The sequence below is a fragment of the Pseudomonas nitroreducens genome, assembly GCF_010994165.1.
Taxonomy (GTDB): Bacteria; Pseudomonadota; Gammaproteobacteria; order Pseudomonadales; family Pseudomonadaceae; genus Pseudomonas; species Pseudomonas nitroreducens.
In genome coordinates this window covers 609,005-633,411 of record NZ_WMBX01000003.1, presented here as the reverse complement: position 1 = coordinate 633,411, position 24,407 = coordinate 609,005, and the positions used below count along the sequence as shown (strand labels likewise).

The window sequence follows — 24,407 nt, the reverse complement described above, 5'->3', positions numbered from 1 at the left end:
ATTGCCAATCCGAACCTCGCGCGCCGTTCGATGCTCCTATAGTTGTTCCATTGCCGCGCGCCGCAGCGGTGCGCTCCACCTGCAGCAAGGAGATCGTCATGGATACCAGCCAGCACAGCCTGGGCGCCCTGTTCAAGCAACTGGGCCTGCCCGACGGGCGCAAGGAGATCGATGCCTTCCTCGGCAGCCACCGCCTCGCCGAAGGCCAGAAACTGCCGGACGCGCCGTTCTGGAACGAGGCCCAGTCGCAGTTCCTGCGCGAGGCGCTGCAACAGGACTCGGACTGGACCGAGGAAGCCGACGAACTGGCGGTTCGGCTGTCCAACTGATCCGCCGCTACCTCACTTGAGATAGGAGCGCAGCACGCCCATGACCTGTTCCAGGTCTTCGTGGCGCTGCGCCGCGGTACGGTCCTCGGCGCCCAGATGGTCGCGCAGGTGGCCTTCGAGCACCTCGGCCATCAGGCCATTCACCGCGCCGCGGATGGCGGCGATCTGCTGCAGGATCGCCGCGCATTCGCTGCCCGCCTCCAGCGCCCGTTCCAGCGCCTCGCTCTGGCCCTTGATGCGGCGCACCCGGGTCAACAGCTTCTTCTGGTCCTTGATGGTATGTCCCACGTCAAAAGCTCCAAAGGTATACTGGGGTATAGTATCCAGACTGATCCTACGGACCATCATTATGCAGCCTGCCGCCCCCTCGCAAGACGGTCGCCACGACCACCAGTTCCACGAAGGCAACCCCCTGGCCGAGCGCAACACCCTGCGCGCCGCGCTGCTGACCGTCGTGATGATGGTGGTGGAGATCGCCGGCGGCTGGGTGTTCAACTCCATGGCGCTGCTCGCCGACGGCTGGCACATGAGTTCCCACGCCCTGGCGCTGGGCCTGGCGTTCTTCGCCTACGTGGCGGCGCGGCGCTTCAAGGGCGACGCACGCTTCGCCTTCGGCACCTTCAAGATCGAGGTCCTCGCCAGCTACACCAGCGCCATCCTGCTGCTGGGCGTGGCGGCGCTGATGATGTTCGAGTCCGTCGCCCGACTGCTCTCCCCTTCGCCGATCCATTATCAGCAAGCCATCGCCATCGCGGTCATCGGCCTGCTGGTGAACCTGGCCTGCGCCTGGTTGCTGCGCGGCGAGCAGCACCACCATGGCCACGATCACCATCACGGTCATGACCATCCCCACGACCATGAACATCATGACCATGGGCACGACCTGAACCTGCGCGCCGCCTACCTGCACGTGCTGGCCGACGCCGCCACCTCGGTAGCGGCGATCATCGCGCTGATCGGCGGCCTGATCTGGGGCGCCGCCTGGCTCGACCCGCTGATGGGCATGGTCGGCGCCGTACTGGTGGCCGTCTGGTCGATCGGCCTGCTCAAGCAGAGCGGCCGGGTGCTGCTGGATGCCGAAATGAACGACCCGGTAGTGGAGGAAATCCGCGAGGTGGTCGCCGGCTTGCCGCAACCGGCGCGGATCACCGACCTGCACCTGTGGCGCGTGGGCAAGTCGCGCTATGCCTGCATCCTCAGCCTCGCCAGCAGCGGGAACCTGACGCCGGAGCTGGTGCGCCAGCGCCTGCAGGTCCACGAGGAACTGGCGCACATCACGGTGGAGATCAACACCCTCCCCGCGTGAACGACCGGAAGTCGTGGCGGCTTTGACGTCCGCTACGCCGCTGCGGCCTAATGCGCAGCCTGTCGAACCCCGGTCGCGCCCGAAGATGCCCAGCTCCCGTTTCTCCGCTGCCCAGCAACGCGCCAGTACCCTGCACCTGCCCGCCGGGCCCTGGGCGACGGTGCTGGACTGCCTGTGTGCGCGCTTCCCGGCGATCAGCCGCGATACCTGGCTGGAGCGCATGGAGCGCGGCAAGGTGCTCAACAGCGATGGCCACCCCATCGGCCCCGAGCACCCGTACCGCGAAGCGTTGCGTATCCACTACTTCCGCGAGGTGCCACAGGAAACGCCGATTCCCTTCCAGGAAAGCGTCCTGTATGCCGACGAACACCTGGTGGTGGCGGACAAGCCGCACTTCCTGCCGGTGACGCCCGCCGGTCAGTACGTCGAGGAAACCCTCCTCGCCCGTCTCGCCCGACGCCTGGACAACCCGCTGCTGGTGCCGCTGCACCGCATCGACCGGCTAACCGCCGGGCTGGTGCTGTTCTCCGCCAATCCGGACAACCGCGATGCCTACCAGGCGCTGTTCCGCGAGCGGCGCATCGACAAGATGTACGAAGCCATCGCGCCAGCGCTGCCGGAACGGGAGTTTCCCCTTGTGCACCGTTCGCGAATGGTCGAGGGCGATCCCTTCATCCGCATGCAGGAAGTGGACGGCACGCCCAACAGCGAAACCCGCATCGAGGTGCTCGAACAGCGCGGCGACCTGTGGCGCTATGGATTGCACCCGGTCTCCGGCAAGCGTCACCAACTGCGCGTGCACATGTCGGGCCTGGGTGCGGCGCTGTGCTTCGATCCCCTGTACCCGACGCTGCCACCACGCGGCGAACGTCCGCCGGAGGACTTCGACAAGCCGCTGAAGCTGCTGGCCCGGCAACTGGAGTTCATCGACCCGGTCACCGGTGAGGCGCGGCATTTCAGGAGCCAGCTGGAGCTCTCCTGGCCTTCCATCAATTTCATCGATGGTCACCCTTAAGACGATCCATTTCCGTCGATAGTGGCCCCGGTGTTTTCATAGCTCCACCCCAAGGAGAGAAAGCATCGGGAGCCGACCATGAGCTACAGCGCCAAGTCCTTTTCCGCCCTCGTCAACGCCCTGCGTGCCGACGGCATCACCCGTCCCGAACAGATGGCCCGCCAGCCCTTCCGCAATGCCCAGGGTTTCTGGTCCGCGGTGGCCAAGAAATGAATCTGGTGCGGCGACTCCCGCCTGCGCTGCGCATGGATGCGGTGATCGTCCTCTACGCACTGGCTGCGGCCTGGCTGGTGTTCTCCGGCCTATAACGCGGGGGCCAATATCGCCCGCCGGCACTCGTTATCGACAGGATGCTCGGGAGCTTGCTCGCGAGCCCTTCACAAACGACAAGGGCAGCCGAAGCTGCCCTTGTCGTCACGCGCGGCCCTGCCGCGCCCCATCCTCACTTCTTCAGACAGGTGCTCATGAACGCCTTGCGTTCGTCGCCCTTGAGTGCCTTGCTGGTGGCGTCGGCATTGCAGGACTTCATCTTCTCCTGCTGCGGGGTCATCTTCTTGGCGTCGCTGCCCGCCTTCAGGCAGGTGCTCATGTACGCCTTGCGCTCGTCGCCCTTGAGCGCCTTGGTGGTGGCATCGGCGTTACAGGTTTTCATCTTCTCCTGCTGCGCGGTCTGCGCGGCGGTGGCCGCGAAGCCTTGCGCCGAGAAAAGCAGAGCCAGGACGAGCAGCGGAATCCGAACGGTGGTCATGGAGTGGTCTCCCAGGATGGAATTGCCACTCTGAGCGTAGCTCGCAGCCCAGCATTCGCGAGGCCTGCGACGCGATCCGGGAGCTTCTGGCGCAATCCGCGTGACGTTTGCCACGGCATAAAAAATAAAATGGTTATATATAAATTCTAATTGATAATTTTTTGAAATAACAAAAATGCCGCAGTATGGCGCTGCCACCCATCCGGTACGCCAGGAACCTGCCATGTCGCTGTTGACCCTTCCCAATGCCCGCGAGCAAACCAAGTCGGTCCGCGCCACGGTGCTGGTGTTCAAGGACCCACGCTCGCAGGAGCTGCTCAACCGCATCGAGCGCCTGGCGCCCAGCGAGGCCAACGCGCTGATCATCGGCGAGACCGGCACCGGCAAGGAACTGGTCGCCCGGCATATCCACAAGCTCAGCCGACGCAGCACGGCCCCCTTCGTGGCGGTGAACTGCGGCGCGTTCTCCGAGACATTGGTGGAAAGCGAGCTGTTCGGCCACGAGAAAGGCGCCTACACCGGCGCCACCAGCAGCAAGGCCGGCTGGTTCGAATCGGCCAACGGCGGCACCCTGTTCCTCGACGAGATCGGCGACCTGCCGCTGAACATGCAGGTGAAGCTGCTGCGCGTGCTGCAGGAGCGCGAAGTCGTGCGCCTGGGTTCGCGCACGCCGGTACCGATCAACGTGCGGGTGGTTGCCGCGACCAACGTCAACCTGGCCGACGCCGTGGTAGCCGGGCATTTCCGCGAGGACCTGTTCTACCGCCTGCACGTCGCCACCATTCGCCTGCCGCCACTGCGCGAGCGCCCCGGCGACATCCTGCCGCTGGCCGAGTTCTTCCTCGAGGAACATTGCCAGCGCCTGGGCTACAACCGTGCCTCGCTGAGCCCCGAGGCCGAACGCAAGCTGCTGGGCCACACCTGGCCGGGCAACATCCGCGAGCTGGAGAACGCGATCCACCACGCCCTGCTGGTGTGCCGCAACCAGCAGGTGCAGCCGGGCGATCTGCAACTGGCCGAGCTGCCCTCCGCTCCGCGCCACGACCTGCTGCGCCAGGACCACCTCCCCCATGCCCTCGCCCCGCGAGTCGAGGCGACGCTGGAGCAGGCGCTGCTGGAGTTGTTCGAAAGCAACAAGCCCGACCTCTACGAGCATGTCGAAGAGGTCCTGTTCCGCACCGCCTACCACTTCTGCCACGGCAACCAGCTGCAGACCGGCCGTCTGCTGGGCATCAGCCGCAACATCGTCCGGGCGCGCCTGGAGAAGATTGGCGAGCTGAACCTCAGCCGCACCGGCTGAGGTGGTTTCAGCCCGCGCCGGCGCTGGGCTGAAACCGTCCGTCGGCGCTTCTCGCCCGGTCGCCCCCCGGCAAAGGTTATAATCCGCGCCGTTTTCCGGCCGGCACGCCAGCGCCCCCTGAACGTCTACACTGCCAGGACGACACCCCGGCTCGGTGTGGATTGCCCGTGCGAGGCCCATCTTCAAAGCTTCAAGTCATCAGCTATTCATCAGGAATGATCGTGACCAAAGACGAACTGCGCGCGGAACTGGAGCGCCAGGAGCAACGTTTCAAGGATGAACAGGGCGGCGAAGTGACCCTTTATGCCGCTCAGCCCGAACCCGGCAAGAAACCCTGGCGCAAGCGACCCAGCGTGCAGGACAAGGCCTTCGACCGGGAGCTGGAAAGAATCGAAGAAGAACGACTGAAAAAGGATCTGGAAGCCCCGTCCCTTTAATCGCAGGTACGGCCCCAGGCCAAGAGACTCCCCCCGGAATCCGTTGGGGAAAATCTCGAGGCGATGGGCGAGCAGTGCTCCGTGGGGGAGCCCGCCAGTTGGCCTGCAAACACTCATCCGATGGGCCGGCGGCCCGCGTGGAAGCATTGCAAACTTTTTCCACCCTGCCTGAAAGCGCCGTGCGACGTGGCGTCGCGCAAATTGGAGAAACCGTTTCAGGCTGAATACGGTGCTCCAAGCTTCTGGCATAATCGCCGCCCCGTCTCCGACCGGTCATAGAATTTTCATGTTCGATCTCTTCAGCGGACTCGATGTCTGGGTGGGTATCAGCCTGGTGCTGGCACTCACATTCGTCCTGGCCTTCGAGTTCATCAACGGCTTCCACGACACCGCCAACGCGGTGGCCACGGTCATCTATACCAAGGCCATGTCCCCGTACCGCGCGGTGATCCTCTCCGGCATCTTCAACTTCCTCGGCGTATTGCTCGGCGGCGTTGGCGTCGCCTACGCAATCGTCCACCTGCTGCCGGTGGAACTGCTGATCAACGTGAATACCGGCCACGGCCTGGCCATGGTGTTCTCATTGCTTGCCGCGGCCATCACCTGGAACCTGGGCACCTGGTACTTCGGCATCCCGGCCTCCAGCTCGCACACCCTGATCGGCTCGATCCTCGGCGTGGGCCTGGCGAATGCTCTGATCACCGGCGTGCCGGTGGCCGACGGGATCAACTGGGGCAAGGCCATCGACATCGGCCTGTCGCTGATCTTCTCGCCACTGGCCGGCTTCCTGGTCGCCGGCGCCCTGCTGATCGGCCTGAAGTGGCTGTATCCGCTGTCGAAGATGCACAAGACGCCGGAAACCCGCCGCGACGTCGACGAGAAGAAGCACCCGCCGTTCTGGAACCGCCTGGTACTGGTGATCTCGGCCATGACCGTGAGCTTCGTGCACGGCTCCAACGACGGCCAGAAAGGCATCGGCCTGATCATGCTGGTGCTGATCGGCATCGTCCCGGCGAAGTTCGTCCTCGACCTGAACAGCACCACCTACCAGATCGAGCGCACCCGCGACGCCGCCATCCACCTGCAGCAGTTCTACAACCGCCATTCCGACACCCTCGGCGAGATGCTCGCCCTGGGCAAGGCCAGCGAAGCGGACCTGCCCGATCTGTACCGCTGCGAGCCGAAGCAGACCGAGGCGACCCTCAAGGGTCTGCTGAGCGACCTGCACGGCGTTTCCAGCTACACCGACCTGAACGACGATGAGCGCGTGCAGGTGCGCCGCTATCTGCTGTGCCTGGACGACACCGCGAAGAAGGTCGGCAAGCTGTCCGAGCTGCCATCCCGCGAAAAGGCGGACCTGGAGAAGCTGCGCAAGGACCTGACCAGCACCACCGAGTACGCACCTTTCTGGGTGATCATCGCCGTGGCCCTGGCCCTGGGCATCGGCACCATGGTCGGCTGGAAGCGCGTGGTGCTCACCGTCGGCGAGAAGATCGGCAAGCAGGGCATGACCTATGCCCAGGGCATCGCCGCCCAGCTCACCGCGACCGCCGCCATCGGCATGGCCAACATCTACAGCCTGCCGGTCTCCACGACGCACGTGCTGTCCTCGGGCGTGGCGGGCACCATGGTGGCCAACCGCAGCGGCCTGCAAGGTAGCACGATCCGCAACATCCTCATGGCCTGGGTACTGACCCTGCCCGTGTCGATCGCGCTGGCTGCGGGCCTGTTCTGGCTGTCCTCGCGCTTCATCGGCTGACTCCGCGACACGCCCCCCCGAAAAACGCCTGCATCCGCAGGCGTTTTTCATTTCCGATCCCTCACAGACTCACGACCTGCCGCGGCAGGCGGATGATGAAGCGAGCACCGCCCTTGTAGTTATCCACAGACAGGCTGCCGCCCATGTTGCGAATCAGGTCGTGGCTCACCGACAAGCCCAGGCCGGTGCCCTTGCCGATAGGCTTGGTGGTGAAGAAGGCCTCGAAGATGCGCTCCATCACCGCCGGGTCGATACCGCCAGCGTTGTCGCGCACGTGCAATTCCACCCAATCGGTGTCGGTGCACGGCTCCTGCGCCACGCCGACCCAGCGGGCGCCCTCCTCGCCGCGCCCGAGCAGCGCGTCGCGCGCGTTGGCCAGCAGGTTGATCAGCACCTGCTCGAGCTGGTCGGAGTAGCCGCGCACCACCACCCGCTGCGCCGGTGGCCGGCACTCCAGGCTGATGCCCTGCTGCGTCAGGCTTTCGCCCAGCAGCGCAATGGCGCCTTCGCAGGCGTCGTAGGGATCGAACGGCGCGGCTTCCAGCTCCGATTTACGGCTGAACACGCCCATATGGCTGATCACCCGTGACAGGCGGTCTATCTGTGCGTCGGCACGTTCCAGTTTTTCCTTCAGGTATTCCGGTTCGCCCAGCTTCTGCCGGGCGTTGTAGAGGGACATGCGCAAGACGTGCAGCGGCTGCTTCATCTCGTGGGCCATGCCGCTGACCATCTCGCCCAGGCTGGCCATCTTCGCGCCCTGGGCCAACTGTTGCTGTGCATGGCGCACGGCCGTGTTATCGCGGCCTACGGCCTGGACTTCCACCAGCCGGCCATCGGCATCCAGCAGCGGCCGGTCCGACCAGATCAGCCAGAGATTGCGCTGGCCTGGCAGGCAGAAACGCAGCTCCCAGGAATCGTCGGCCGCGCCCTGGCCACCGCCCACCAGGCGCGCTCGCAAGGCGCTGCAATCCTGTTGCGACAGCCACTCGTCCAGCCGCCGACCGAGCAATGCTTCCACCGGCTCGCCCAGCACCTGGGCGAAGGTGCGGTTGATGAAGGTCAGCCTCAGGTCCGGGTCGTAGCGGCAGATCAGCGCCGGCGAATCCTCCACCAATACGCGGTAGCGCTCCTCGCTTTCGGCGATCTGCATGGCCGCAAGACGCTGTTCGGTGACATCCAGCCAGAGGCCGACAGCCTCCTGCGGAATGCCCTGGATATCCCGCAGCAGCTTGGCCTCGTCATACAGCCAGTGCCATTCGCCGCTACTGTCGCACAGGCGGTACTCGGTGCGGACGCGGCCTTCGCGCAGCAGTTCGCGGCCACGGTCGAGGAAGGCCTCCAGATCGTCGGGATGCACCCGTTCAGCCAGCGCCTGCCAGCTCTGCCCCTGCAGGTCCAGGCCGAGAATGTTGCCCGCGCTCTCGCTGTAGAACTCGGGGATCAGGTGCCCCTCCTCCACTCGCTGCACATAGATCACCACCGGCGCGCTGTCGATCAGGTTGCGCAGCCGGGCATGGGCCGCCAGCGCCTGTTCTTCCTGCAACTTGCCCTCGCTGATGTCCAACAGCACGCCGTCCATCAGCTGGTCCCCGACGCGGGCCTGTCGTCGTCCCTGCAGGCGCAGCCATCGGCGCGTCTGGGTCGACGCTGCACTGCGCAGGCGCAGATCCTGGACCAGCCGCCCGCCCGGTTGCAGGTTGCGAAGGCGCAGGCTGAGTTCGTCGGCATCGGCCGGGTGCAGCAGGGCCAACAGGTCGGCCAGTGCCAGCTGCAATTGCCCTTCCGCCAGGCCGAGGCTCGCTGCGACGGCCGGCGACAGTTCGAACAGGCTTTCGTCGACCCGTAACCGCCACCAGCCACCACCGACCATGTCCTGCAACAGGCTCAGGCGTCGGCTGCTATCGCGCAGACTGTGCAGTTCGGTGCGCTCGTGGACGAGGTTGGTGAGGATTTCCGCCAGGTACTGCCAGTCGCTCGGGGCCAGCCCTGGCCAGGTGCCGCCGTGCTCCATGGGTTCGGCCAGCAGGCCGGCGAGGCGCCCGCCCCGTACGGGCGCCGGAATCAGGTAGAGCTGGGCGCAGCACAGGGTACGCAGCAGCTCCGATGGCCTGTCATCCGCCCCCAGCAGGCAGGCACCGCTGGCCGCGCGCAGCTCGTCGCCGGGCAGCGCAAGGTTTTCCCGCAGCAGGCTGTCGAATCCGGGCTGCACATAGCAGGCGAAGACCCTCAGGCTCTGGTCCGGAGCTTCCAGCAAGAGTGCCATGCTGCGCATGTGGAAGTTGCTGCAGAAGGCCTCCAGTACCTCACCGACCGCCTCGCTGAGGCGACGCTGCGAGCTATGACGCAGGCGCGCCAGCAGGAGCTTGCTGAGGCTCAGGCACTGCAACTTGTGCTGCTGGTTGTCGGATTGCCAGTTCAGGTCGGAGATGTCCGTACCCAGCAACAGGCAATGCTCGTTGGCCTGCAGGATGGCGCGGAAGCGGCAGACCAGCGGCAGGTCGCCGGTGCTGCGCAGCACCAGGTCGAGGCGCTCGCCGCCGCGCAGGCTGGAGACCTGCATGCCGCCGGGAATTCGGCGGTCCAGGTAATCGCCGAGGCCTGGCAGATCCCCATTGCCCGACACCGGCGGCAGCAACCTGTGCGCCTGGCTGCCGCCACGGGCGATAACGCGGTCACGACTGTCCAGCTCCAGCCACAGGTCGCAGTGGCCGGTCACCACGGGCTCCGCCAGCTCTTCCGCCGGCAGAGCCGGGCGCCGCCGTGCGGCCAGGGGCCGGCTTGGCAGCGGGTTTTCGTTCATCTCATGCTGGCCACGGGGCCTGGAGCGCCAGAAATCGAACATCCAGCGCCTCAGAGCAGGACGCTGGCCGTGCCGCTGAGCACGTCCGGCAAGCGCGGCACGGTGCCGATCCCTGGCAGGGTCAGCAGCGGCACGATGGGCGAGGTGGCATAGGGATAGCTGATGCAAACCTGCACACGGGTGTACTGGCGGCCCGACACCGTTTGCGTCACCGGGGTATCCATGAACTGCCCGCCGTAACAGCCATTGCGCCAGCTCGTCGGCATCCAGCTCAGGCGTTGGGTCACGGCGCTGTCCACGGCAGCCTTGAGCGCGGCGTTATAACCGCCCGCCGCCTGTGGATTCACCGAAACGGCCACCCGCGCGCCGGCCGCCGCCGCATCGTTGAAGGACTGCAGCATCAGCAGGGGTACGCAATAACCCAGCAGCCCGTAAAGAACCGCGAAGAACAGAACGAACACCGCGGCGAACTCGATAGCTACCGCGCCCCGCTGCGTGCTGCGACCGCCGACTCCGTTCATGCGCAATACTCCCGGACCAACATGCAACTTGAATGATCGTTCAACTTATCGGCACGGCTAAACTTTGCTGAAGATACGCGCCGTCGGATAATTACCGCTACCCAGCAATACTAGGCGGTCTTCCGGGATTCGCCGGATGTCCTGTCGGAATAACGTTGCGAGCCAAATTCGAATTTATCTGGCTTGAATTGCAATATAGCGCTGCAATAGCGAATACCTTAAGACTCCTCGTATCTGCTTCGACAACGCCGCCTCCGGGATGAGGATATTCTCGATGCTGTTCAAACTCTGCCTTCTGGCCTGGTTCGCGGTCTGTGCCTACCAGGATCTCACCCGGCTGCGGGTCAGCAACTGGCTGACCCTGGGCGGCGCCCTGCTCGCCCTGCTGTTCCTGCTGGCCACCGGTCACACGCTGACCGGACACACCCCGCAGACCGCGGCACTGGCGGCGTTGCTGGCGGCAGCGCTCACCGTACCGGGCTACTGGCTGGGGAAGCTGGGCGCGGCCGACGTGAAGCTGCTGGTCGCTCTGGGCCTGGCCAGCGACCCGCTGACGGTGCTCTATACCCTGGCCCTGGCCAGCCTGTTCTGCGTACTGCTGATGCTCGCCAGCAAACTTTTGATTGATTCGGACAGCGTGGCGATTAATTGCAAAAAGAAATTAGCCAGACTGCAACCGTCAAAGTTCAAGTCATTCCCTTTCATATTCACGCTATTCGTCGGTCTTCTGACGGCCTTTTCCTTGCCTTACTGATGCCTCGCCTTTTATTGGCGCGATGCAAACTTAACGACTATATGCTAAGGGTTAATACCACCCATCGCCTGATGGAACGATCCGGCTGCGGTTATCGAACAACCGGACGATAAAAATAATGGATATGTATTTTCAAGGAGCGTGCAGTCATGGACAAAACGGCCAATCGCCGTTTCAGCGTGCTGGTCATCGATGACGAGCCGCAGGTCACTTCCGAGCTTTCCGAGTTGCTGGAAAACAGCGGCTACCACTGCGTGGTCAGCGACAGCAAGGACAGCGCCCTGCAGAAATTCCGCGACGATCCCTCGATCGGCCTGGTGATCTGCGACCTGGGCCTGGGGCGCGACAACGGCATCCGAGTGGTCGAGGCGCTGAAGGAGGCGGCCGGCACGGCGCGGTTCTTCGAAACCATCATCCTCACCGGCCAGCAGGGCAGCCAGGAAGTGATAGAGGCCATGCGCGTGGGCGTTGCCGACTACTACCAGAAGCCGGTGGCGCCGATGGACCTGCTCAAGGGCCTGGAGCGCCTGGAGGCGCGCCTGCACGAGCGCATCCGTAGCCAGCTGAGCCTGAGCCACGTGAACCAGCGCCTGGAATACCTCGCCGAATCGCTCAATTCGATTTCGCGGGATATCCACAAGATCAAGTACGAGGTTCACGGTGGCGGCCAGCCCGCCGGCGGCGGCGCGCTCAAGCAGGAGCAAACCGAGCCTGCGGCCAGCGCCGCGCCGAACAACGCCGAGCAGATCGCACCGGTGGTCAACAACCCGCTGTTCAACAAGCTCTCGCCGCGCCAGCAGGCGGTGGCGCGCCTGGTGAGCAAGGGGTTGACCAACTACCAGATCGCCTATGACCTGGGGATCACCGAAAACACCGTGAAGCTCTATGTCTCCCAGGTGCTGCGGCTGATGCACATGCACAACCGCACGCAGCTCGCCCTCGCCATCTCCCCCAGCGCCTCCCAGAGCAGCGCGGTGCACTGAGCACCGCGCCGCTCCTGACGACCTTCAGATCAGTAGCTCGGCGCCGCCGGTCTGGAGGTCGATCAGGCGTACGTCGAGGATGCCGGTCTGGATGCCGAGCAGCGACAGCAGCGGGTCGATCAGTTGCTGGCCGAGGGCACTGACGAGCGTTCCCAACCCCGATGTCAGGTTGAGCATCAGGTCAGCGAGCGAGTTGACGATACTGCTCAGCGCACAGAGCAACCAGCTGACGAGAATAATGGCATTGCAATTACCCCCCGCAGTGACCTTGATGCTCAGCGAGTTTCCAAGACTGGCCAGCCCCGCCCCAAGCGAAGAGCCCAGCGGACTCTGCACCCGCGTCACCGCGCTGGGCAGATCCGACGGACCGTTCACCGTAAAGCTCAGCGACTGCTCGCCAGGAATGGCGAACTGCGTGCCGGCCGAGGCGCTGCTGCCGCTCGCCCCAGTCGCGGTATTGGTGATCGTCACCCCCAGCAAACTGCCACTGGCGCCGGACAGCAGGCTGACATTGGCATCAATATTGGCGCTCGCCACCCCCGGCCGCGCCTTGACGTTGACCGTCGTCGACTGGCCGACGCCGCCGCACTGGATGCTATCCAGCGCCGCATAGCCCTCCGCCACGCCCACCCTCAGGTTCAGTGCCAGATTCACCAGGTTCAGCCCCAGCAGGTTGGCGTTGGCGCCGACGATCAGCTGCACCTGGGCATTCTTGGCGACGGTCCGCCAATTCCCCGCGCTGTCCTTGCCGGGATAGCCGATGGCGATGGTCGGCGGCGAGATGACCTGCAGTTTCACCGTCGGCACCACGCCGGCGATGTTCTTGCCTTTGAGGTCGACGTTCACCGCGTTGTTCTTGTTCGCCACCATTGCAGTCGCCATCAGCAGGTCCAGCAGATTGACCCCCGCGCTCAACGCCGTGTCGCGCACGCTGTCCGGTGCCACCACGCTGAGGATCTGCCCGAGGGTCAGGTTGGCCGTCGGCACGTTGATGGTCGCCAGCGCGGTGCGCAGCAGGGAGGTATTCACGTTGGCCAGCTGCGAGGCGTCCGCCGCGTTGACCATCGCCTGGAGCAACTGCGCGGCGGTGACGTTGGCGCCCAGCAGGCTGTCGATCTTGCCCAGTTCCAGGTTCACACCAGCCGCCTTGAGTTGCTGGCTGAGGGCAAGCAGCGAGACGTTGGCCCCGGCAATGCCCTGGTAGGTCACCAGGTCGAGGTTGATCGTGGTGCCGAGCAGACCGCCAAGCAGCGCGTTGAGCAGCGGCGAGTTGGTCGAGTCCAGGCTCAGCACGCCGCTGCCGGCGGAAATCCCCGCCATCGCCGTGCGCCGGCCCACCGCCTGGGCGCTGAGCACGGTATTGCTGCTCGCGCCGCTGAACAGGCTGGCGACATTGAGCAGCAAGCTGGAGGGCACCGTGTGGGTCGCCTGCACGCGCACGGAGTCCGCAGGGTCGCCACCGGCGATGAACGTCCGCCGCGACGACGCCGAGCCATAGCCGCCATCGAAGGTCACACTGCCCAGCGTCGCCACCAGGGAATCGCCGGTGGCCGGGACGAACCCGTTCCGGGCCGCGCTGGTCGTGACGTACCCCTGCACGCCCGACGGCAATCCACACAACCCGCCCTGGGACGCCGCCTCCAGGGCCGCCATGTCGACGACCCGCTGCAACTTGCGCTGCTCGTAGTACAAACGCCCGGTGTCGATCACCAGCGCCAGGCAGATCAGCGCCAGCAACAAGGTGCCGGCCGCCATGACTCCAATCGCGCCCCGCTGCCGTTCGCGTCCCATGGCACGCTCCCGAAGGATTACTTCTTGTCGGTGCTGAAGCTGTTGTCGTCGAGCAGATACTCGGGGATTTCGCGGGTATAGCTCTTCAGGTAGCGCTGGTAGGCGCGGTCACGCTCGGCTGGCGTCGCACTCTGGTGATTGGCCGAGGCGGCGCGCCCACTGGACTGCAACTCCAGCCAGCTGAGAACTTCCTGCTGATCGCGGGCCGTAGTGCCCGCCTTGGTGGGTACCGCTGCGCGTTCGGCGGCCAGCGTCATCATCGGCGCAGCCAGCAGGGCGCCGACCAGAATCCATGCCTTCATCGCATCCTCCCTGCTCGCCTCAGCGAGCCTTGAACAGCAACTTCGCATCGTGCGCCACGGCGGGCGTAGAGTCGGCCAGCGCCGGATGCGCATCGACGACGGGCTCGTCCACGTAACTGACGGTGTCCGCCTCCACCCTGGGTTGGCTTGCCGGGCTGCCATGTCCCAGGTCGTGCGCCTGGTCCTGCGCTTCACGCACCTGCTCGGCCGACAGGCCGACGCTCTGGATCAGGCGAGTCGCCTCGGGAGTCTCGCCCTGCATGAACATCAGGCTCAGCAGGTTGGTCGCCGGCAGCTTGTCGTGCTCGTCCAGTTCCATAGCGGTGATGAATTCGAAACGCGCCTTCTCCAGCTCGCCACGGCGCAGCAGGACGTAACCCAGGTCATTGCGCAGAGCGCTGTCGGTAGGCTGCAGGCGTGCCGCTTCGCGCAACTCGCGCTCGGCCTCCACGGTATTGCCGGCACGCATGGCGATCTGCCCCAGGCCATGGTGGGCCTCGGCGGTTTTGCAGGTACCGAGCAGGCCTTCATAGACGATCCGCGCCTTGGGGTCGCCGATACGACGCAGGGCCAGGGCCTTGCTTTCGCGCACTTCCAGCGAGTTCGGCGGCAGGGTTTCGAGGTTGGCCAGCGCAGCGTGGGCGCGGCCGTTGTCGAGCATTTCGCGAGCCAGATTGAGCTGCAGTTCCACCGACTGGCCCAGGTTCTCGTCGCAACGCTGGCCGACGGTCGGGCCGCCCAGCGTGTCGAAGTTGGCGCAACCGCCGAGCGCCAGGCTCAACAGTCCGATCGCGCAGGCATTTCTCATCCCATACCCCCCATGGCCTTGGTAATGGCGAGGAACCCGGGCCCGGCGAGGATGATCAGCAGTGCCGGGAACAACAGCACCATCATCACCAGGCTCATCTTCGCCGACAGCTTGCTGACCTTTTCCTGCAGGGCAGTCAGACGGCGGTCCTCGAACAATTGCTTGAGCGTGAGCAACGAGCTGCGCGCGCTGCCACCCTGGCGCACCATCTGCCGCAGGACGTTGCAGCAGTCGGTCAGCTCACCGACCATCAGGCGGCGGCTCAGTTGCTCCAGCTCTTCGGCCAGCTCCAGGCCGCTGTCGGTGTGGGCCAGCACGGTTTCCAGCTCCGAGGCCAGCACCGGGACGATGTTCCTTCCTTCGCGGCAGACCACCCGCAGGCTCTGCTCGACGGTCAGGCCGGAGTCGAAGAGGATGCGGATCAGCTGGATGAACAGGATCACTTCGCCAGCCAGGCGCGTCCGGCGCTTCTCGGCGAGATAGGCCAGCACCCGCTTGGGCAGCAGGAAGCCGATGCCCGCGGCGAACAGCAGCGGCACCACCGGCGAGGTAGCGGCGTGGCCCTGCATGGCGAGGTAGACGATGGTGATCCCCATCAGCACGAACGGGCAGGCGATCAGGGTCATCAGGTAGACGCTGCGCGGCGTGCTGCCGCTCCAGCCGGCCTGGTGCAGCAGCACGCGGACTTCCTCGTCGCGCAGGTGCAGGCGCTTGCCCAGCCCGCTGCTGCCGAGGCGGTCGAACAGGTCCGCCACGCGATTGCCGGAACGCGGCAGCGGCTGGCCGCCCAGGCGTTGCTCGATCAGTCGTTGCTCGCGCCCCGCCGCACGGCTCTGCGAGAGCATCAGCAGGACCGCCGCCAGCAGCAGGATCAGCGCCATCAGGCCGTACATCAGTGGCATGGCGAACTCCTCATATGCTCTTGAGCATGCGCCAGAGCATGTAGACGCCCAGCACCTGCAGGCCGAGGGACGTCAGCAGCATCCAGCGGCCGCCGCTGTCGAGCCACATGTTCATCAGGTAGCCCGGGTTGGTGAACAGGATGTAGCCGCCCAGGCTGATCGGCAGCACCGCCAGCACGAAGGCGCTAAGGCGCGTTTCGCCGGTCATGGCACGCAACTGGCGGCTGAGCTTCTCGCGCTCGTGGATGACCTTGATGATGTTTTCCAGCAGGTCAGTGGTGTTGCCGCCGTAGCGGTGGTTCACCGCGACGCCGAGGGAAAACACATGCAACTCCTCCACGTCGTAGAGCTCGGCGACTTCCTGCAGCGCCTCGGGCAGGCTGATGCCCAACTGAACGTGATGGGTGACCAGCGAGAAGATTTCCCGCAGCGGATCGTCGGCGGCACTGACCGCCTGGGAGATGGCATCGCCCAGGGTGCGGCCCGAGTGCAGGCTGCGCACCACCTGGTCGAGAAAATTGGGCATCTGCCGGATCATCTTCTGCAACCTGCGCTGGTAGAGCGCGTTGAGCAGGATGTGGAAACCCGCCAGGGCCAGGCCGACGCCGCACAGGAGGCCGACGGGCCCGAGGATGCGCTCGCACAGCACCCCCAGCAGGAACGCCGCCAGGGCCGCGCCCAGCAGCCAGATACGCATGTCGGCGATGCCTGCGCGGCGCATGCGTCGCGCCAGCCAGTGGCTGCTGCGGCCACGTCCGCTCTGCACGATGGGCTCGCCGCTCAAGCGACGCATCACCTGCTCGTTGTGCCGCGCGCGCCAGCTCATGCCACTGAGCACGACGCCGATCGCCGCCAGCGCCAGGCTGGCGAGAATCAGCCAGAGCGCGCCGTTCACAACAGCACCTGGCGGAATTTCAGCCCGCTCGGCTGGGCGGTGCGGACGAACTGCCCGGTGCCGCGCCGATCCAGGCTGAACAGCGAGTTGGTGACGTAGACGCCATCGCGCACTTCCAGCACTTCGAGTATCTCGCTGATGCAGCGGCGGCCGTTGGACAGGCGGGTGATCTGCACGACGACATCCAGCGCCGAGCAGAGCATCTGCCGCAGGGTCTGCTCCGGCACGCGCTGGCCAGTGAGGCCGACGAGCATTTCCAGGCGCAGCAGCGAATCCATGGCCGAGTTGGCGTGCACCGTACTCATCGAACCGTCGTGGCCGGTGTTCATCGCCTGCAGCACGTCAAGTACTTCCACGCCGCGGATTTCGCCGAGGATGATGCGGTCCGGGCGCATCCGCAGGGCGTTGCGGATGAGGTCGCGGGCGGTGACTTCGCCGAAACCCTCGGCATTCGGCGGGCGGGTTTCCAGGCGTACCACGTGGTCGTGGCCCAGTTGCAGCTCGGCGGTGTCTTCGATGGTGACGATGCGCTCACGCTCGTCGATGAAGCTGCTCATGACGTTGAGCAGCGTGGTCTTGCCGGTGCCGGTGCCGCCGCTGATGAGGATGTTGCAACGGCTCGCCACGGCCTGGCGGAGGAACGCCAGCATCTCCTCGTTGACGCTCTGGTAGCCCAGCAGGTCGGCACTCTTGAGCAGGTCCTTGCTGAACTTGCGGATCGACAGGCACGGACCGTCCAGCGCCACCGGCGGGATGATGGCGTTGACCCGGCTGCCATCGGGCAGGCGCGCGTCCACCATCGGGCTGGACTCGTCCAGGCGCCGGCCCAGCGGCGCGAGGATGCGCTGGATCACGCGCTGCACGTGGTGGTCGTCGATGAAGCGCAGGTCGCTCTGGTACAGCCGGCCTTCGTGCTCGATGAACACGCGGTCGGGGCCGTTGACCAGAATTTCCGAGATGCCCGGATCGCGCAGGAGGATTTCCAGCGGGCCGAAGCCGGTCAACTCATCCACCACCTCTTCGGCGAGGCGGTCCAGTTCATAGCGGGAAATCGCCAACTGGCGGCGCGCAGCATATTCGCTGACCTTCTCGGAGACGTACTGCGCCACCGCCGGCCGCGCGCCCTCCAGCAGGTTCATGCCGTCTTCGTCGATCTCGTCGATGATGTAGCGGTGCAGGCGCATCTTCAGCGCCTGCAGATCCCGGTCGTGGTTTGCGCCGTGGCCGCTGCCGCCGTAATGCTGGGTCATGGGCGCACGGCCCTGGCGCGACCGATCCAGCCGAACAGGCCGCGTTTCTCCACGACGCCGGCGCCCAGTCCCTCGGCGAGGTCACGCAGCTTGACCGTCAGCGGATCGCGCGGCGACAGCTCGAACAGGCTCTGGCCGACATTCTTCGAACGCAGGCGCGCTTCGGGGGATGCCGGCAGCACACCGAACAGTTCCAGCCCGAACATCTTGCCCAGCGCCGGCGCATCCGGCGGCACCGAGGGCCAGTAGCGTTCGATCAGCAGCTCCATGCGTGGCAGCATCGGGCTGCGCTCACGCAAGCGACGAAGGCGCTCCAGCCCCTTCTTGCAGGACGGCACGCTCTGGTCCACCAGCCACAGCACGCGGTTGGCCTGGCCAAGCAACTGCGAGCTCAACTCGCCCTCGGCAACGCCCGTCAGGTTGACCAGAATGTGGCTGAACGCGCTGCGCAGGTTGCCCAGCAGCAGGTACAACTCGGCCGTGGTGACGCGCTCCAGCACGCCGGGCTCGTCGGACAGGCTCAGCACCCGCAGCCCTGATTCGTGGCGGGTGAAGGCGCTGTCGATCAGCGTCTGGTCGAGGCGCCGCAGGTTGCGCATGGCGTCGGCGAAGGTGAAGGCCGGCTCCATGCCGAGGATGGCCAGCGCTTCTCCGGTAGGCTGGCCGATGTCCACCAGCAGCACACGGTGCTCGGGCTGGCGTTGCAGCGCCAGCGCCAGGTGCAGGGCGACGAAGGCGCCGTCGGCGTCGGGCCGGGCGCTGACCAGGCTGATCAGCTCGCCCTGCTGGGTGGCACTCACCGGTACCGTGGGCAGGCGCCCACCAAGACGCCGGACCAGCCCGCTCAGCTCGCTGGCGCGGGCACCGTAGGTGACGAAATCCCTTGCGCCAGCGCGCATGGCGGCGAGCACCAGCTGGTTGTCCAGGCCATCGCCGACGGCCACGACCGACAGCAGCGGACGCGCGGAAACCAGCCCCTCGATCAACGAACCCTGGGCAACCAGATTGGCCTTGTTCAGGCTGGTGAAGAGCACCGTCGCGCCGGTGACGTCCAGCAGCGACAACAACTCTTCCAGGGTTCCACTGTTGGCCAGAACCACCTGCCCGCACCCGGCCAGGCTGCTCTGCAACCATTCCTGCTCGCCAGGATGCTGGATCAGTGCCACGAACGTCTGACTCATGCCCATGCTCCCTTGCTTTGCCTTGCCTCCCGCTCTGTGGCGGGTCAGCGCTTCGTAGGTATCCATCAGCGCGACATCCCGCTGTTGGCCTTGCGCCGGTCGAACCGGCCGTCTTCGAGGAAGTAGAACTCCGCGAAGCCCGGGTCATAGTTGCGCAGGCCCTCGCCTGGCAGGGTCGGCAGTGCAGCATTGGCGGCCAGCGGCTGGACCAGGTGCGGGGTGACGATCATCAGCAGTTCGCGGTCGTCCTTGTCCAGGTTCGAGGAACGGAACAGCGCGCCGATCACCGGGATGCTGCCCAGGAACGGAAACTTGTCGATGTTGCTGATGGTGTTGCTGCTGATCAGGCCGCTGATCACGAAGCTCTCGCCGTCGGCGAGCATCACGCTGGTGTCGGTGCGGCGGACGTTGAGTGCCGGCACGGTGATGTCGGCGGTGCGGATGCCGTTGGAGAAGTCCAGCTCGCTGACCTCGGGGGCGACCTTCAGGGCGATGCGCTTGTCGTTCATCACCGTGGGCGTCAGCGTCAGGCGCACGCCGAATTCCTTGTACTCGATGGTGATGTTGTTGTTATCGCCATTGGGCACCGGGATCGGGAACTCGCCCCCGGCCAGGAACGATGCGCTCTGTCCGCTGGTGGCGACCAGGCTGGGGCGCGCCAGGGTGTAGGCGAAGCCGCTGCCTTCCAGGGCATTGATGAAGCCCAGCCACTTGCTGCTGCCACCGCCCCAGATGATGTTGAAGCCGCTCTGGTTGGTGCCGAAGTTGCCGCCCAGGCCGCCGTCGACGCCAACCTCGAGGTTTCCCAGGCTGCCCGGCGCACCGAGCACAAAGGTGTTGGAACCGCGCCGCACCAGCGAGGTACTGGCCTGCTTGAGCTTGCTGCGGCTGACTTCGACGAAGCGGATGTCGGTCTGCACCTGGTTGGGCAGGCTGCCGGCGGCCATGCCCGCTGCACCGGCGACATCGCCGACGGCACGGCCGCCCACGCGCACCACGCTGCGCAGCGGCTGGTCGCCGCAGGTAGTCCAGATCAGCAGGCTGGTGAGGCCTTCGGCCTTGCCGGTGATGAGGAAGTCACGCTTGTCCAGCACCTGCACATCGGCGATGTTCGGGTCGCCGATGGCCAGGCGCTTGATCGGTACCGGGAGCTGCTGGTCGCGCTGGGCGCCCTGCTCCACATCGAGATTCAGCTGCTGGCCGGCAAGCCCGGCGCAGGCGCTGGGCACGGCCTGCGCAGTGGAGTGAGCGGCGCAGGCCAGCAGGGCGGCGAGGGACAGAATGAAGCGCTTGGACATCGATGCACTCCTTGCTCAATGTGCTTCACGGGTGACTTCGGTACCGCGATAGACCACCACGCCCTGGCTCACCGCCGGCGCGGAAATCTGGCGAGTGGCAGGCGCCGTGGTCGGCCGCGGCTTGCCGATCAGTTGTTCGAGGGTGATCGGCTGGCTGCTGCCCGTTCCCAGGGAGGCCTGGAGGTAGCGGCCCTCCTGTTCCTTCTCGTAGAGCTTTTCGTCCTTGCTGCGCACTGCCAGGCGCAATGAGCCGGCCTGGCTGGCCAGCATCAGCCGAGAGGTGGCCTCGGCCGGCACGGCCAGCACGGCAGTGCGCGGCGGGCGCGGAGTCTGGTCCTTGGGGTCGCCGGCGTTGCGCGCCTGGCCATCCTTCGCCACGGCAATCTGCTCGCCGTAGGTGAGCACGCGCACGCCGGGCAGCACCACCTGGGCGCTGACGTTGCGCTCGCCGGTCTGCTGGTCCTGGACGAAGAGCATCACATCGACATAGTCGCCGGGCAGGACAAAGCCGCCGCCGCCGATGACTTCGTCTACCGCGATGGCCATGGCGCGCTCGTCAGGGCGGATAGTCCGCGCCAGCGGCCCGCCCGGTTCGGTGATCGAGGAGGAAATGATGCTGCCGGCCGGCACCGCGACCCAGACGCGCTGGCCGATCAGCGCTTCAGGCTTGGGGAAACTTCCACTGGGCGCGGTGCGCAGCTGCTCGACGGCCAGATCTTCCTTGCCGATGACCGCCAGCGCCGGCAGATCGCGTGCGGCGACGACCACCGGCGTGCGTTGCAGCTTGTCGGCCTCGGCCACTGCCGCGGGCGCCATGTCCTGGACCACACCCACTGCCGGCTGAGCCGGCTTGCCGATCTGTAGCCCGAGGTAACCCACTACCCCTGCGCACACCAACAACAGCCCGGCGAATACCATCAGCACCTTGCTATTCATGAACCCATCCTTGTGCACAAGTGGGAAGTCGTGCCGCCGGCCCGACTCCGCGAAACAAATGCCTGCCGGAGTACATCCTTCAGACCTTTATTGTTATTTCGGCCGAACAGGAAAGTTCGATAAGAACCTTTCCTGATAATCAGGCTCTACTTGTTCCAAAGCAGAATTTAGTAGCTGCGGTAATAGCGTCAAATGCTAACTGCAAATTTCCAATCTCCAGTTAGTTATACTTATCCGTAACTATAACTTTGGTATTAGCGCTATTTGATCAATTGCATTCGGCCACACTGCGCCTAGCCTGACGATGAAGTCAGGGCAACCGCCCTGTTTGTAGTCGGGCGTGCACGGAGCGACGGCCATGAAGATCAAAACCTCAGCAAAACAACTTTCGAAGAATATCCTCAGCAAAGCCAAGTCCTTCCTGCGTGACCGCGAAGGGGCCACCGCGATTGAATACGCGGTAATTGCAGGACTTATTTCCATTGCCCTGCTCACCGCTGCCGGCCCGATCGGAACCCGTATTGGCGCGCTGATGGCAGCCATCAGAACGGCAATTAGCGCCTGAGCCTTCCCCACGATTCAAAGAAGTAAGTGGATGCCCGAAAGCTCCGCGGATTCAGCAGTCACCCACTTGAGGGCTTGTACATGGAACGCGTAACCAACTCGATGAATCGCCTCGGTAAACGGCTGCATGCCTTCCTGTCCGATCGGGAAGGGGCCACAGCAATTGAGTACGCGGTGATCGCCGGTCTGATTTCCATCGCCCTTCTCACCGCCGCCGGCCCTATTGGCGTCCGAGTCGGGGCGCTGATGACGCTGGTGCAGAATGCTCTGACCCCATGAGTTCCTGCCTTTGGCGGGCGCGGTGCAACACCGCGCCCGTTTTCGTATTCCGCCCCTAAAGTCCCGTCCTAGACAGCCGATACATCCTGCCTACCCCTTGTTCCACCTGCAGGATGCTTTCCCCATGCTTCGCTCGCTGTCCTTCTCCAGGAAGATCCTCCTGGCGGCCTCTCTCGTGGTCACCTTCGCCTTCGCCTGCTTCATTCTCTTCAACGATTTCCGCCAGCGCGAGGCGATTCACTCCGACACCGAGTCCTATCTCACCGAAGTCGGCAGCCTGACCGCCAGCAACATCCAGAGCTGGCTGGAAGGCCGCATCCAGTTGGTGGAAGCCGAAGCCGCGCAACTGGCCGATGGCGAGCCGACGCCCGAGCGCATCCAGCATGTGCTGGAGCAGCAGGTGTTCCAGAAGAACTTTGAGTCCGTCTACCTGGGCGAAGCCGCCAGTGGCGTGTTCACCATGCGCCCCTACGCGCCGATGCCCGCTGGCTACGACCCGCGCACCCGCGGCTGGTACAAGGACGCCGTGGCCGCCGGCCGGCTGATCGTCACCGAGCCCTTCCTCGATGCCGGCACCAACGAGCAGATCCTCGCCATGTCCATGCCGGTCATGCGCAACGGCCAACTGGTGGGTGTGGCCGCCGGTGACATGAAGCTGGAAACCATCACCGCGATCATCAACTCGCTGAAATTCGACGGCGACGGCTACGCCTTCCTGGTCAGCGACGCCGGCAAGATTCTCCTGCACCCGGACAGCAGCCTGATTTTCAAATCCCTCGGCGAGGTCTACCCGCAAGGTGCGCCGAAGGTGCAGCCGGGTGTGCAGGAAGTCAGTATCAACGGCGAGGAGCAACTGGTGTCGATGACCCCGGTGAAAGGCCTGCCGGGCGTGACCTGGTACGTTGCGCTGGTGCTTAACAAGGACTCCGCTTACGCAATGCTGAGCGACTTCCGTAACACCGCGATCATCGCCACCGTGATCGCCATCGTCGCCATCCTGTTCCTGCTGGGCATGCTGATCCGCGTGCTGATGGCGCCGCTGACCGACATGGGCCGCGCCATGCAGGACATCGCCCAGGGCGACGGCGACCTGACCAAGCGTCTACAAGTTGCCAGCAATGACGAATTCGGCGTGCTGGCCAACGCCTTCAACCGCTTCGTGGAGCGTATCCACGAGTCGATCCGCGAAGTGGCTTCGACCGCGCGCAGCCTGCACGACGTTTCGCAGCTGGTAGTGAATGCCTCCAACTCCTCCATGAGCAACTCCGACGAGCAATCCAACCGCACCAACAGCGTCGCCGCCGCGATCAACGAGCTGGGCGCCGCCGCCCAGGAAATCGCCCGCAATGCCGCCGACGCCTCGCACCACGCCACCGACGCCTCGCACCAGGCCGGCGACGGCCGCCAGGTAGTCGAACAGACCATCAGCGCGATGAACCTGCTGTCCGACAAGATCAGCTCGGCCTGCGCCAACATCGAGGCGCTGAACAGCCGCACGGTGAACATCGGGCAGATTCTGGAGGTGATCAAAGGCATCTCCGAGCAGACCAACCTGCTGGCTCTCAACGCCGCCATCGAAGCCGCTCGTGCTGGTGAAGCCGGCCGCGGCTTTGCCGTGGTGGCGGATGAAGTGCGCAACCTGGCGCACCGCGCCCAGGAGTCCGCGCAGGAAATCCAGAAGATGATCGAAGAGCTGCAGGTCGGCGCCCGTGAAGCCGTGGACACCATGACCGAAAGCCAGCGCTACAGCCTGGAAAGCGTGGAGATCGCCAATCGCGCCGGCGAGCGTCTGGCCAGCGTGACCCACCGTATCGGCGAGATCGATTCGATGAACCAGTCGGTCGCCACTGCCACCGAGGAACAGACCGCCGTGGTCGACTCGCTGAACATGGACATCACCGAGATCAACACCCTGAACCAGGAAGGCGTTGAAAACCTCCAGGCCACTTTGCGCGCTTGCGCCGACCTGGAGAACCAGGCCGGCCGCCTGCGTCATCTGGTGGACAGCTTCCGCATCTGATTCCGGCGACACGAAAAAGGCGCCTGCGGGCGCCTTTTTTGTTCGCGAGCAAGCTCGCTCCTGCAGGAGGCCTGCCACCACCTGTATCACCACTGAAACACCCGCCACAGAGCCGCATCTACCGTTCGTCCGACTCTTTCAAGCTTCCCCCGACCACGCCGAAATCAAGGGTGAAGGCCTTTGATAGCAACCAACAAACCGGGCCTGTCTTCACTGCCGGGACAAGGGA

The 24,407-nt window shown here is 65.1% G+C and carries 25 protein-coding genes; 12 read left to right on the top strand and 13 right to left on the bottom strand.

Features of this window, described 5'->3' with window-relative positions; all coding sequences use genetic code 11:
- Positions 1-98: 98 nt before the first annotated feature.
- Positions 99-329: a DUF2789 domain-containing protein gene (locus tag GJV37_RS16275; protein ID WP_024764117.1), complete on the top strand. Its 231-nt coding sequence runs from the start codon at positions 99-101 to the stop codon at positions 327-329.
- A gap of 12 nt (positions 330-341) precedes the next feature.
- On the opposite strand, the gene GJV37_RS16270 is transcribed toward GJV37_RS16275, so the two are convergent.
- Positions 342-617, bottom strand: a complete 276-nt coding sequence (locus GJV37_RS16270) for a metal/formaldehyde-sensitive transcriptional repressor (RefSeq protein ID WP_024764116.1) — start codon at positions 615-617, stop codon at positions 342-344.
- A gap of 61 nt (positions 618-678) precedes the next feature.
- Between GJV37_RS16270 and dmeF the strand changes: the two genes are divergently transcribed.
- The 3 genes from dmeF to GJV37_RS29675 all read left to right on the top strand — a co-directional run bounded on the left by dmeF (position 679) and on the right by GJV37_RS29675 (position 2,863).
- Positions 679-1,635 (top strand): CDF family Co(II)/Ni(II) efflux transporter DmeF, encoded by a 957-nt coding sequence (gene dmeF / locus GJV37_RS16265; protein WP_170859166.1) that lies wholly within the window; start codon positions 679-681, stop codon positions 1,633-1,635.
- An 85-nt stretch (positions 1,636-1,720) separates the two neighbouring features.
- Positions 1,721-2,650, top strand: a complete 930-nt coding sequence (locus tag GJV37_RS16260; protein ID WP_170859167.1) for a pseudouridine synthase — start codon at positions 1,721-1,723, stop codon at positions 2,648-2,650.
- A gap of 78 nt (positions 2,651-2,728) precedes the next feature.
- Positions 2,729-2,863, top strand: a complete 135-nt coding sequence (locus tag GJV37_RS29675) for a hypothetical protein (protein WP_017519380.1) — start codon at positions 2,729-2,731, stop codon at positions 2,861-2,863.
- Between the two features lie 229 nt (positions 2,864-3,092).
- Here the strand turns inward: GJV37_RS29675 and GJV37_RS16255 are convergent, their stop codons facing one another.
- A complete protein-coding gene (locus GJV37_RS16255) occupies positions 3,093-3,398 on the bottom strand; it encodes a PsiF family protein (protein WP_024764113.1) in 306 nt (101 codons plus the stop codon).
- 223 nt (positions 3,399-3,621) lie between these two features.
- Between GJV37_RS16255 and GJV37_RS16250 the strand changes: the two genes are divergently transcribed.
- From GJV37_RS16250 to GJV37_RS16240, 3 genes are all read left to right on the top strand, one after another.
- Positions 3,622-4,698, top strand: coding sequence for a sigma-54 interaction domain-containing protein (locus GJV37_RS16250; protein WP_024764112.1), 1,077 nt, complete (start codon positions 3,622-3,624; stop codon positions 4,696-4,698).
- A gap of 221 nt (positions 4,699-4,919) precedes the next feature.
- Positions 4,920-5,135, top strand: a complete 216-nt coding sequence (locus GJV37_RS16245; RefSeq protein ID WP_024764111.1) for a hypothetical protein — start codon at positions 4,920-4,922, stop codon at positions 5,133-5,135.
- 286 nt (positions 5,136-5,421) lie between these two features.
- Positions 5,422-6,894 carry an inorganic phosphate transporter gene (locus GJV37_RS16240; protein WP_037009147.1) on the top strand — a complete coding sequence of 491 codons (1,473 nt, stop codon included), beginning with the start codon at positions 5,422-5,424 and terminating at the stop codon, positions 6,892-6,894.
- 61 nt (positions 6,895-6,955) lie between these two features.
- Here GJV37_RS16240 and GJV37_RS16235 read toward each other — a convergent pair whose 3' ends face one another.
- Both GJV37_RS16235 and GJV37_RS16230 read right to left on the bottom strand, forming a co-directional pair.
- Positions 6,956-9,736, bottom strand: a complete 2,781-nt coding sequence (locus tag GJV37_RS16235) for a PAS domain-containing sensor histidine kinase (protein WP_193452732.1) — start codon at positions 9,734-9,736, stop codon at positions 6,956-6,958.
- An 8-nt stretch (positions 9,737-9,744) separates the two neighbouring features.
- Positions 9,745-10,215: a TadE/TadG family type IV pilus assembly protein gene (locus tag GJV37_RS16230; RefSeq protein WP_024764108.1), complete on the bottom strand. Its 471-nt coding sequence runs from the start codon at positions 10,213-10,215 to the stop codon at positions 9,745-9,747.
- Between the two features lie 274 nt (positions 10,216-10,489).
- On the opposite strand from GJV37_RS16230, the gene GJV37_RS16225 reads away from it, so the two are divergent.
- On the top strand, positions 10,490-10,969 hold the full coding sequence (locus GJV37_RS16225; RefSeq protein WP_081753990.1) for a prepilin peptidase: 480 nt from the start codon (positions 10,490-10,492) through the stop codon (positions 10,967-10,969).
- 149 nt (positions 10,970-11,118) lie between these two features.
- Positions 11,119-11,952, top strand: coding sequence for a response regulator transcription factor (locus GJV37_RS16220; RefSeq protein WP_024764106.1), 834 nt, complete (start codon positions 11,119-11,121; stop codon positions 11,950-11,952).
- Between the two features lie 24 nt (positions 11,953-11,976).
- Here the strand turns inward: GJV37_RS16220 and GJV37_RS16215 are convergent, their stop codons facing one another.
- The 9 genes from GJV37_RS16215 to cpaB form a co-directional block, all read right to left on the bottom strand.
- Positions 11,977-13,743, bottom strand: coding sequence for a pilus assembly protein TadG-related protein (locus GJV37_RS16215; RefSeq protein WP_170859169.1), 1,767 nt, complete (start codon positions 13,741-13,743; stop codon positions 11,977-11,979).
- Positions 13,744-13,760: 17 nt separating this feature from the next.
- Positions 13,761-14,045: a DUF3613 domain-containing protein gene (locus tag GJV37_RS16210; protein WP_054906556.1), complete on the bottom strand. Its 285-nt coding sequence runs from the start codon at positions 14,043-14,045 to the stop codon at positions 13,761-13,763.
- A 19-nt stretch (positions 14,046-14,064) separates the two neighbouring features.
- Entirely contained in the window at positions 14,065-14,853 is a 789-nt protein-coding gene (locus GJV37_RS16205) for a tetratricopeptide repeat protein (protein WP_170859170.1), read from the bottom strand.
- Positions 14,850-15,755, bottom strand: a complete 906-nt coding sequence (locus GJV37_RS16200; RefSeq protein ID WP_083195967.1) for a type II secretion system F family protein — start codon at positions 15,753-15,755, stop codon at positions 14,850-14,852. The genes GJV37_RS16205 and GJV37_RS16200 overlap by 4 nt, the downstream gene beginning before the upstream one ends.
- A gap of 10 nt (positions 15,756-15,765) precedes the next feature.
- Positions 15,766-16,650, bottom strand: coding sequence for a type II secretion system F family protein (locus tag GJV37_RS16195; protein WP_065083892.1), 885 nt, complete (start codon positions 16,648-16,650; stop codon positions 15,766-15,768).
- Complete coding sequence (gene tadA, locus GJV37_RS16190) at positions 16,647-17,900, bottom strand: type 4b pilus Flp biogenesis ATPase TadA (RefSeq protein WP_024764100.1); 1,254 nt, start codon at positions 17,898-17,900, stop codon at positions 16,647-16,649. The genes GJV37_RS16195 and tadA overlap by 4 nt, the downstream gene beginning before the upstream one ends.
- Positions 17,897-19,081, bottom strand: coding sequence for a type 4b pilus Flp biogenesis protein TadZ (gene tadZ, locus GJV37_RS16185; RefSeq protein ID WP_065083893.1), 1,185 nt, complete (start codon positions 19,079-19,081; stop codon positions 17,897-17,899). Before tadZ ends, tadA begins: the two co-directional genes overlap by 4 nt.
- Before the next feature lie 65 nt (positions 19,082-19,146).
- Positions 19,147-20,379, bottom strand: coding sequence for a type II and III secretion system protein family protein (locus tag GJV37_RS16180; protein ID WP_065083894.1), 1,233 nt, complete (start codon positions 20,377-20,379; stop codon positions 19,147-19,149).
- Between the two features lie 15 nt (positions 20,380-20,394).
- On the bottom strand, positions 20,395-21,315 hold the full coding sequence (cpaB, locus tag GJV37_RS16175) for a Flp pilus assembly protein CpaB (protein WP_084358291.1): 921 nt from the start codon (positions 21,313-21,315) through the stop codon (positions 20,395-20,397).
- Between the two features lie 358 nt (positions 21,316-21,673).
- Between cpaB and GJV37_RS16170 the strand changes: the two genes are divergently transcribed.
- From GJV37_RS16170 to GJV37_RS16160, 3 genes are all read left to right on the top strand, one after another.
- Entirely contained in the window at positions 21,674-21,880 is a 207-nt protein-coding gene (locus tag GJV37_RS16170; protein WP_170859171.1) for a Flp family type IVb pilin, read from the top strand.
- A gap of 80 nt (positions 21,881-21,960) precedes the next feature.
- Entirely contained in the window at positions 21,961-22,158 is a 198-nt protein-coding gene (locus GJV37_RS16165; RefSeq protein WP_276511413.1) for a Flp family type IVb pilin, read from the top strand.
- Positions 22,159-22,282: 124 nt separating this feature from the next.
- Positions 22,283-24,178: a methyl-accepting chemotaxis protein gene (locus GJV37_RS16160; protein ID WP_193452731.1), complete on the top strand. Its 1,896-nt coding sequence runs from the start codon at positions 22,283-22,285 to the stop codon at positions 24,176-24,178.
- Positions 24,179-24,407 lie beyond the last annotated feature (229 nt).

Bases quoted from the DNA above. Each gene is read 5' to 3' on its own strand.
- GJV37_RS16275 (WP_024764117.1), top strand. From the start codon at position 99: ATGGATACCAGCCAGCACAGCCTGGGCGCCCTGTTCAAGCAACTGGGC.
- dmeF (WP_170859166.1), top strand. From the start codon at position 679: ATGCAGCCTGCCGCCCCCTCGCAAGACGGTCGCCACGACCACCAGTTC.
- GJV37_RS16260 (WP_170859167.1), top strand. From the start codon at position 1,721: ATGCCCAGCTCCCGTTTCTCCGCTGCCCAGCAACGCGCCAGTACCCTG.
- GJV37_RS29675 (WP_017519380.1), top strand. From the start codon at position 2,729: ATGAGCTACAGCGCCAAGTCCTTTTCCGCCCTCGTCAACGCCCTGCGT.
- GJV37_RS16255 (WP_024764113.1), bottom strand. From the start codon at position 3,398: ATGACCACCGTTCGGATTCCGCTGCTCGTCCTGGCTCTGCTTTTCTCG.
- GJV37_RS16250 (WP_024764112.1), top strand. From the start codon at position 3,622: ATGTCGCTGTTGACCCTTCCCAATGCCCGCGAGCAAACCAAGTCGGTC.
- GJV37_RS16240 (WP_037009147.1), top strand. From the start codon at position 5,422: ATGTTCGATCTCTTCAGCGGACTCGATGTCTGGGTGGGTATCAGCCTG.
- GJV37_RS16235 (WP_193452732.1), bottom strand. From the start codon at position 9,736: ATGTTCGATTTCTGGCGCTCCAGGCCCCGTGGCCAGCATGAGATGAAC.
- GJV37_RS16230 (WP_024764108.1), bottom strand. From the start codon at position 10,215: ATGAACGGAGTCGGCGGTCGCAGCACGCAGCGGGGCGCGGTAGCTATC.
- GJV37_RS16225 (WP_081753990.1), top strand. From the start codon at position 10,490: ATGCTGTTCAAACTCTGCCTTCTGGCCTGGTTCGCGGTCTGTGCCTAC.
- GJV37_RS16220 (WP_024764106.1), top strand. From the start codon at position 11,119: ATGGACAAAACGGCCAATCGCCGTTTCAGCGTGCTGGTCATCGATGAC.
- GJV37_RS16215 (WP_170859169.1), bottom strand. From the start codon at position 13,743: ATGGGACGCGAACGGCAGCGGGGCGCGATTGGAGTCATGGCGGCCGGC.
- GJV37_RS16210 (WP_054906556.1), bottom strand. From the start codon at position 14,045: ATGAAGGCATGGATTCTGGTCGGCGCCCTGCTGGCTGCGCCGATGATG.
- GJV37_RS16205 (WP_170859170.1), bottom strand. From the start codon at position 14,853: ATGAGAAATGCCTGCGCGATCGGACTGTTGAGCCTGGCGCTCGGCGGT.
- GJV37_RS16200 (WP_083195967.1), bottom strand. From the start codon at position 15,755: ATGCCACTGATGTACGGCCTGATGGCGCTGATCCTGCTGCTGGCGGCG.
- tadA (WP_024764100.1), bottom strand. From the start codon at position 17,900: ATGACCCAGCATTACGGCGGCAGCGGCCACGGCGCAAACCACGACCGG.
- tadZ (WP_065083893.1), bottom strand. From the start codon at position 19,081: ATGAGTCAGACGTTCGTGGCACTGATCCAGCATCCTGGCGAGCAGGAA.
- GJV37_RS16180 (WP_065083894.1), bottom strand. From the start codon at position 20,379: ATGTCCAAGCGCTTCATTCTGTCCCTCGCCGCCCTGCTGGCCTGCGCC.
- cpaB (WP_084358291.1), bottom strand. From the start codon at position 21,315: ATGAATAGCAAGGTGCTGATGGTATTCGCCGGGCTGTTGTTGGTGTGC.
- GJV37_RS16170 (WP_170859171.1), top strand. From the start codon at position 21,674: ATGAAGATCAAAACCTCAGCAAAACAACTTTCGAAGAATATCCTCAGC.
- GJV37_RS16165 (WP_276511413.1), top strand. From the start codon at position 21,961: ATGGAACGCGTAACCAACTCGATGAATCGCCTCGGTAAACGGCTGCAT.
- GJV37_RS16160 (WP_193452731.1), top strand. From the start codon at position 22,283: ATGCTTCGCTCGCTGTCCTTCTCCAGGAAGATCCTCCTGGCGGCCTCT.